The organism is Rhizobium sp. SVR5-2C, assembly GCF_056755115.1.
Genome location: NZ_JBNDHT010000213.1, coordinates 1 through 7516 on the forward strand (window position 1 = coordinate 1; position 7516 = coordinate 7516).

General features: G+C 60.5%; 9 protein-coding genes. 5 read left to right on the forward strand and 4 right to left on the reverse strand.

Features of this window, described 5'->3' with window-relative positions; all coding sequences use genetic code 11:
* The 3 genes from ACPYOI_RS33695 to ACPYOI_RS33705 form a co-directional block, all read right to left on the reverse strand.
* A partial coding sequence (locus ACPYOI_RS33695; protein ID WP_481423990.1) for a CNNM domain-containing protein occupies positions 1 to 854 on the reverse strand: 854 nt, incomplete at its 3' end.
* The gene (gene aroB / locus ACPYOI_RS33700) at positions 851 to 1984 is read right to left on the reverse strand and encodes a 3-dehydroquinate synthase (protein ID WP_481416408.1); all 1134 of its coding nucleotides are present in this window, start codon (positions 1982 to 1984) and stop codon (positions 851 to 853) included. The genes ACPYOI_RS33695 and aroB, both read right to left, overlap by 4 nt.
* Positions 1981 to 2571, reverse strand: a complete 591-nt coding sequence (locus tag ACPYOI_RS33705) for a shikimate kinase (protein ID WP_481416407.1) — start codon at positions 2569 to 2571, stop codon at positions 1981 to 1983. Before ACPYOI_RS33705 ends, aroB begins: the two co-directional genes overlap by 4 nt.
* 147 nt (positions 2572 to 2718) lie before the next feature.
* On the opposite strand from ACPYOI_RS33705, the gene ACPYOI_RS33710 reads away from it, so the two are divergent.
* The 5 genes from ACPYOI_RS33710 to ACPYOI_RS33730 all read left to right on the forward strand — a co-directional run bounded on the left by ACPYOI_RS33710 (position 2719) and on the right by ACPYOI_RS33730 (position 6540).
* Positions 2719 to 2895, forward strand: a complete 177-nt coding sequence (locus tag ACPYOI_RS33710; protein WP_168832642.1) for a hypothetical protein — start codon at positions 2719 to 2721, stop codon at positions 2893 to 2895.
* A gap of 4 nt (positions 2896 to 2899) precedes the next feature.
* Positions 2900 to 3853 carry a site-specific tyrosine recombinase XerD gene (xerD, locus tag ACPYOI_RS33715; protein WP_481416406.1) on the forward strand — a complete coding sequence of 318 codons (954 nt, stop codon included), beginning with the start codon at positions 2900 to 2902 and terminating at the stop codon, positions 3851 to 3853.
* A 62-nt stretch (positions 3854 to 3915) separates the two neighbouring features.
* Complete coding sequence (locus tag ACPYOI_RS33720; protein ID WP_481416405.1) at positions 3916 to 4872, forward strand: acetyl-CoA carboxylase carboxyltransferase subunit alpha; 957 nt, start codon at positions 3916 to 3918, stop codon at positions 4870 to 4872.
* 199 nt (positions 4873 to 5071) lie between these two features.
* Positions 5072 to 6301: a L,D-transpeptidase family protein gene (locus ACPYOI_RS33725; protein ID WP_481423991.1), complete on the forward strand. Its 1230-nt coding sequence runs from the start codon at positions 5072 to 5074 to the stop codon at positions 6299 to 6301.
* Between the two features lie 14 nt (positions 6302 to 6315).
* Positions 6316 to 6540, forward strand: coding sequence for a sulfurtransferase TusA family protein (locus ACPYOI_RS33730; protein WP_481416403.1), 225 nt, complete (start codon positions 6316 to 6318; stop codon positions 6538 to 6540).
* A gap of 21 nt (positions 6541 to 6561) precedes the next feature.
* Here ACPYOI_RS33730 and ACPYOI_RS33735 read toward each other — a convergent pair.
* Positions 6562 to 7516 (reverse strand): CobW family GTP-binding protein (locus ACPYOI_RS33735; protein ID WP_481423992.1); only part of this gene is annotated, 955 nt, incomplete at its 5' end.

Sequence of the window (7516 nt, forward strand, 5' to 3'; positions counted from 1 at the left end):
ATCTTGATGATATCGAGGTTCTCCGGCTCGACGTCCGGCTCGGCCAGCGCTCGCAAGAGGTCCTTGGCGTGTACGACGCCGACGATGTTGTCGATTGCCCCCCGCCAGAGCGGCATGCGGGTGTAGGGGCTCTCGAGTATGGTACGGATCACCACCTCCGGCGCGTCGTCGGCATTGATCGCCCGCATCGCCATCCGGTGGACCATGACGTCGGAAACTTCGAGCTGGCTGAGATCGAGGACACCGCCGAGGCGGTCGCGGTCCGCCTTCACCACCGATCCCTCGCGATGCAGGAGATCGACGGTGCCGCGCAACTCTTCATGCGCCGTCAACATCGAGGTTTCGCGTGAAAGATTGATGCCGAAGACCGCCAGAATCCGGCGAACGAATCCGTTGATAAAAGACGAAACCGGACCCACGACCGCGACGAAAAGCCTTATCGGAAAAGCAGCGGTGAGCGCGAAACGATCCGGCGCCGAAATGGCCCAGCTCTTCGGTAGCACCTCGGCGAAGATGACGAGGACGATGGTCATCGCAAGCGTTGCGATCGCCACCCCGGACGTGCCGAAAAGACTGAGAAACACGCTGGTCGCCAGAGAAGAAGCCAGGATGTTTGCGAGGTTGTTGCCGATCAGCAGGGCGCCGATAAGCCGGTCGCGCCGCTCGATCAGCTGGCGCACAAGACCGGCGCGCACCTCTCCGTTTGCCTCGAGCGTATGCATGCGACTGCGCGAAACCGCCGTCAGCGCCGTCTCCGAGCCAGCAAAGAAAGCTGATATGAGCACCAAGGCCACGATGGAAAGGATTTCCGGCCAGTAAACCGAAAGAAATGCCAGCGCGCCTTCGAGCATCATTGCGGGTGTTTTTCCTTGAGAAAACTCAACACTTCGGAAGCCGGCACGTCATCGGCGATGAACGACTGACCTATGCCGTGAGTGAGAATGAAGGTGAACTTTCCGTTCTTCACTTTCTTGTCCTGCGCCATTGCATCGAGAAGCTTTTCCGCCGGCGGAAGAGAACCCGGGATGTCGGACATCCGCGTCGGCAATCCAACCTCTTTCAGGTGGCTTTCAACGCGCTTGGCGTCGTCGGGGCTTGCCAGGTTCATGCGCGCGGAAAATTCGTGCGCGAGAACCATGCCGATCGAAACGCCTTCGCCGTGGACCAGGCGCGCGCTGTCATAGGCCGTCGCCGCTTCCAGAGCGTGTCCGAACGTGTGGCCGAGATTGAGGAGCGCGCGCGGCCCGTTCTCCCGTTCGTCGGCCACCACGACATCGGATTTGGCCTGGCAGCTCGCGGCAATCGCCTCGATGCGCGCGGCACCGCCAGCAAAGACTGCTTTCCAGTTCGCTTCAAGCCAGGCGAAAAAATCCGGCTTGTCGATGAGGCCATATTTCGCCACTTCGGCATAGCCGGCGCGGAATTCACGCGCGCTCAGGGAATTCAGAACGTCCGTATCGGCAAGCACCAGATCCGGCTGGTGAAAAACACCGATGAGGTTCTTGCCATGGCGGCTGTTGATCCCGGTCTTGCCGCCGACGGAAGAATCCACCTGCGAGAGCAGCGACGTCGGCACCTGCACGAAACGCACGCCCCGGCGCACGATCCCGGCGGCAAAGCCGGCAAGGTCGCCAATGACGCCGCCGCCAAGGGCGATGACGCAATCATTCCGCTCGACGCGCGCTTCCAGCACCCGGTCGCAGACGGTGATCAGGTGCTCGAAGCTCTTCGTCTTTTCGCCAGCCGGCAGCACGAGCTGCGCGAGTGCAATGCCCGCGCCTTCGAGGCTCTTGACCAGCGTCTCGAGATAAAGCGGCGCGACGTGCTCGTCGGTGATGATCGCAGCCTTGCGCCCCTTCAGACGCGATGCGATTTCCGCACCGGCGCGGGAGATGATGCCTGGCCCGATCAGAATATCATAGGCGCGGTCGCCGAGCGGCACGTGGACTTTCCGTTCGGCGGAAGCGGAGGAGATCGCATTCATGGAACTGCACTTTCGGTTTGGGCTTCAATCACGGCCTTGAGCACCTCATCGGCCATGACTTCCTTGCGAACATCACGCGACAACACCGTGACGTCGGCCTCGGCGTAGACCGGGTATCGCGCATTCATCAGGTTTTCGAGCGTCTGCTTTGGATTCTCGGTCTTCAAAAGCGGGCGTGTGTCGCGCTTGTTGACGCGCTCCCAGAGCACATCGAGATCGGCTTTCAGCCAGATCGACAAGCCGCCCTTCTTGATATGCTTGCGCGTTCTGCTGTTGATGAAAGCGCCGCCGCCAGTCGAGACGACACGCGGGCCGTTCTTCAAGAGCCGCTTCATCACCCGTGTTTCCAGCGCCCGAAACTCCTCTTCGCCGTAAGCTGCGAAAAGCTCGGAGATCGTCATGCGCGAGACGCGCTCGATTTCGTTGTCGCTGTCGACGAAAGGAATGCCGAGCTGGTGGGCGACAATGCGGCCGACGGAGGATTTCCCCGCCCCCATCAGACCGACGAGGATCAGATTGCGTGAACCGAGCGCGGCGCGAGCTCTGTCTTTCAGGCTGTCTCCGGCTTTCAGAACTGGGTCACTCATCGGTCCATTCACACTTTGTTTGCAAACGGTATCGACAAATGCGGGTGTAGCGTCAAGTCGCAGGCAAGGGAAACATGCTTGGAAAGCCGCTTCTTGCACGTAAACCCGCTTCTTCATAAAAGAGGCAGAGTTCATGGAGTTGCGAAAATGCCGACCCTTTTCCGTTTGCTGGCTGTCCTGGCGCTGATCGCCGGGGCGATCTACGGCGGCATGGTCGCGCTTGTGACCTTCGTCGAGCCGCAACCGCGCGACGTGACGATCCGCATTCCATCGGAGAGGATCAATCCACCGGCGACAGGCGCGATCAAACCGGCGAAGAAGTGATCCGATGATGGATCTGAGCCGCGCCCACGTGGAAGCATTTCTGGAGATGATGAGTGCGGAGCGCGGAGCGGCGGCGAACACGCTGCAATCCTACGAGCGCGATCTGGACGACCTTCATGCATTCCTGAACGGCAAAAGCGTGCGGTTGACGGATGCCGCCTCCGCCGACCTCGCGGCCTACCTTTCCTCGCTCGCAAGGCAGGGCTTCAAGCCGTCGTCCCAGGCCCGCCGGTTGGCCGCCATGCGGCAATTCTACAAATTCCTGTATGCCGAGGGGCTGCGGGTCGATGACCCGACCGGTGTTCTCGATGCTCCGAAAAAGGCGCGCGCGCTGCCAAAGACGATGGGCGTCGATGACGTGACGCGGCTATTGAGCCAGGCCGAAGCGGAAGCCGACGATCCTGCGCAGGGCCAATTGCAGCGAAGACGGATGCTGGCGCTGCTGGAGTTGCTTTATGCGACGGGGATGCGTGTAAGCGAGCTCGTTTCGCTACCGGTCCGTGTTCTCGATCAGGAGGGCCGCTTCCTGATCATTCGCGGTAAAGGCAACAAGGAGCGGCTCGTGCCGCTATCGCAATCCGCCGTCGCAGCACTGAAGGCCTATGGCCGGTCGCTTTCCGAAGAGCATGCGAAAGCCAAGGATCCGGTCGAAAGTCCCTGGCTTTTTCCGGCAGCATCCAAGGAGGGGTACCTGCCCCGCCAGGTTTTTGCCCGTGACCTGAAGAGCCTCGCGATCCGTGCCGGGCTGACGCCTTCTATGATCTCACCGCACGTGATGCGCCACGCCTTCGCCAGCCATCTGCTTGCCAACGGCGCGGATCTTCGCGTCGTTCAGGAACTCCTCGGTCATTCGGACATTTCGACCACACAGATCTACACGCATGTCCTCGAGGAACGGCTTCAGCAATTGGTTCAGACGCATCACCCCCTTGCCAAACAGGCGAAAAAGCACGAATAGGACCGGCGACATGGGGCAGAGCCTGGAAAATGCCCCGCGCACAAGGAACGGAAACGCACCTCATGCACAACTATCTCGACTTCGAAAAGCCGATCTCCGACCTCGAAGGCAAGATCATCGAACTGAAGAAGCTTGCGTCGGAAGACGAGAGCATCGACACGTCCGATGAGGTCGGCAGGCTGGAAGTTCGCGTCCGCGAAGCGATGGTTGATATCTACTCCAAGCTCAACGCCTGGCAGAAGACGCAGGTCGCGCGCCATCCGCAGCGCCCGCATTTCGTCGACTATGCCAAGACGCTTTTCCAGGAATTCACGCCGCTGGCGGGAGACCGCAAATTTTCCGAGGATGCGGCGATCCAGGCCGGACTGGCCCGCTTTCGCGGGCAGCCGGTCGCCATCCTCGGCCAGGAAAAGGGCAGTGACACCAAGAGCCGCCTGAAGCACAATTTCGGCAGCGCCCGTCCGGAAGGCTATCGCAAAGCAATCCGCATTCTCGAAATGGCGGACCGTTTCGGTCTTCCCGTCATCACCCTCGTCGATACCGCAGGCGCTTATCCGGGCGTCGGCGCCGAAGAGCGCGGTCAGGCGGAAGCGATCGCCCGCTCGACGGAAATGTGCCTTGGCGTGAAAGTGCCGATCGTCTCCGTCGTTATCGGTGAAGGCGGATCCGGCGGCGCGATCGCGATCGCGACCGGCAACCGGGTCTACATGCTCGAGCATTCGATCTACAGCGTGATTTCGCCGGAAGGTGCCGCCTCCATTTTGTGGCGCGATTCGACCCGCGCCAAGGAAGCGGCAACCAACATGAAGATCACCGCCGAAGATCTGAAGTCGCTCGGCATTATCGACGGCATCATTCCTGAACCGCTCGGCGGCGCCCATCGCGATCCGGAGAGCGTTATTGCCGCCACCGGCGATGTCATCGCCAACGCGCTCGCCGAGCTTTCACCGCGTTCCGGCGAGCAACTCCGCAGCGACCGCCGCCAGAAATTCCTCGCCATGGGCCGAAATCTCGGCTAGCCCTCATCATCCCTGACCGGATTGCGGCCAAACCTTGGCCACAATAGTATTATCTATAACAGTCGCGCTTGCAGGGCATCCCCAAGCAGGTCATAGGCTGGTAAGAAATTGTAAACTATCGGCCGCCTATGATTCTGGGGAATGCCCGGAGTCCAGGGAGCGGATCGGGTCGCATCGATTTTTAATGGGCTAGTTGGGAATGCGCATTCGTCATTTTGCCTATGTGTCATTGATGGCGCTGGCTCTTGCCGGCTGCAACGACGCTTTGGAAGTCACCCACACCGATCTGTCGAAGATCAAGAACAAGGTGGAACAGCCTCTTCCGCCACGTATCCTTGCGGATATGAAGGCGAAAGGCATGGACCGAAATTCGCCGATCATGGTCCGTATCTTCAAGGAAGAGGGGACTCTCGAGATCTGGAAGGCGAAGACGGACAACCGCTTCGACAAGATTGCCGACTATAAGATCTGCGCATGGTCCGGTCGTCTGGGCCCGAAGGTCAAGACTGGCGATCGGCAGGCTCCGGAAGGCTTCTACGAACTGACGCGGGCAAACCTGAACCCCAACTCCAGATATTATCTCGCGATCAACACCGGCTTTCCGAACCGCTACGACGCCGTCAACGGCCGCACAGGCTCAGACCTGATGATCCATGGCGCATGCTCGTCCTCCGGCTGCTACTCCATGACCGACGAACAGGTTCTGGAAATCTACGCTTTCGCACGCGATGCCTTCAAAGGTGGTCAGACCACGGTTCAACTGCAGGCCTTCCCCTTCCGCATGACGGCGGAAAACATGTTCAAGCACCGCCTGAGCCCGAGCTATGATTTCTGGAAGATGCTGAAGGTTGGCTACGACAACTTCGAGGTCACCAAGCGTCCGCCGGAAGTGAACGTCTGCGAAAAGAAATACGTCTTCAACCAGCAAGCCGCAGACGGCGCCGCCTTCAATCCCGCCGGCCAGTGTCCTGCCATGTCGACGCCTCCAGCCCTGACAGCGGCACTCTCCTCCTACGACAAGACTTATGTGGCCGATTATGCCAAGGCCGAAAAGAAGTTCGACGGCATGGCGTGGTACGATCCCACCGAAGCCGAGCGCAAAGCCGTTGTAGCCAAGCTGCGCATGGGCCGCGAGCTCGCTTACGCACCGACCGGCACGTCACTGCAAGCCGGCCGCATGGTCAAGGCTGCCGAGCTTGAAGAGCTGATGACGAAACCGGCCGCACCTGCGGCAACTGCCACGATGACGGCCACTGCAGCGCCAGCGCCGGCTGCACCGGCAACCGCGGTTCAGGATAACGCAACAGCCGTTGCCGCCGCACCTGCCAATGTCCCGATTCCCACGCAGAATCCGCTGGCTTTCGCCCCAGTGGCACCACCGCAGCAAACGGCCGAAGCCGCCAAGAAGCCATTCTGGAAATTTTGGTAGAGGAACTGGCCGGTTTGGACGCCGTTTCTTATGACCTGCGCGGCCTGAAATGTCCTCTGCCCGTCCTGAAGACGCGCCGCAAGCTTTCCGCGATGGCAAGCGGCAGCGTGATCCGCGTCGAAACGACCGACCCGCTAGCCGGAATCGACATCCCCCATTTCTGCAAGGAAGACGGACACGAGCTGCTGGAAACGGTTAAGACCGAAACCGGCCACCGGTTCCTGATCCGCAAGGGATAGAGCCTTTCAAGGCTCTGATCCTCAGAGCTTCATGCCGGGAATGGCAAGCGGATTGTCGTTGAGAGCCGCGCGATCCGGAGTATCGATGCGCGGCTTGCCAAGGAACGCATCGAAGAGGTCCCTGACGTAATCCTCCGGCAGATCCTTGGTGATCAGCACCATGCGCGTCCGGCGGTCGGCCGGATTCGGCCAGGCGGGAAGACGAACCGGCGGGTGGAAGATATTCTGCACCCCATGCAGGACCAGAGGCCGTTCGGGCCGATCCGAAACGGCGATGATCGCTTTCATGCGCAACAGCTTTTCACCATGCGCGGACCGCAGCAGATCGATGAACATCTCGACCGCCATAGGCTCGATCAGCTTGTCCTCGACGATCGAGAAAGACCGGATCGACGCGTCGTGACGGTTCACATCGTGGGGATCCTGATGGTCATGCCCATGATGATGGTGATGGTGATGGTGATCGTGACCATGATGATGGCCGTGCTGGTGATGCCCGTCTTGCTCGTCTTCGTCATGAAGCCAGCGGCTGACATCAGCAATCTTCGTTGCCGGATCGTACAGGCCGTTTACGAGGATTTCCGCGCTGCCGGCACCCGGGCTGTCGGCATCGATCGAAGCTGCCCGCGGGTTGAGCTGGCGCAACCGCGCCTCCAGCGCCTGCAACAGCTCTGCGGACGCCATCGACCGCTTCGATACGACCAGGCGATCGGCGACGGCGACCTGTTTTCGGGCTTCCTCGTGATTGTCGAGGGTCTGAAGCCCGTTGACGGCATCCACAACCGTAACGACGCCGTCGAGGTCGAAATTCGTGGCGATGACCGGATGGCCCAGGACGGCCTGCATGACCGGCGCAGGATCGGCAAGGCCGGTGGTTTCGATCACCACGCGCTTGACCGCCTTCACCCGGCCGGTCTGTACCGCATCCATCAGGTTCGCCAGCGTATCGACGAGTTCGCCACGCACGGTGCAGCAA

Bases quoted from the DNA above. Each gene is read 5' to 3' on its own strand.
- ACPYOI_RS33720 (WP_481416405.1), top strand. From the start codon at position 3,916: ATGCACAACTATCTCGACTTCGAAAAGCCGATCTCCGACCTCGAAGGC.
- aroB (WP_481416408.1), bottom strand. From the start codon at position 1,984: ATGAATGCGATCTCCTCCGCTTCCGCCGAACGGAAAGTCCACGTGCCG.
- xerD (WP_481416406.1), top strand. From the start codon at position 2,900: ATGATGGATCTGAGCCGCGCCCACGTGGAAGCATTTCTGGAGATGATG.
- ACPYOI_RS33710 (WP_168832642.1), top strand. From the start codon at position 2,719: ATGCCGACCCTTTTCCGTTTGCTGGCTGTCCTGGCGCTGATCGCCGGG.
- ACPYOI_RS33705 (WP_481416407.1), bottom strand. From the start codon at position 2,571: ATGAGTGACCCAGTTCTGAAAGCCGGAGACAGCCTGAAAGACAGAGCT.
- ACPYOI_RS33725 (WP_481423991.1), top strand. From the start codon at position 5,072: ATGCGCATTCGTCATTTTGCCTATGTGTCATTGATGGCGCTGGCTCTT.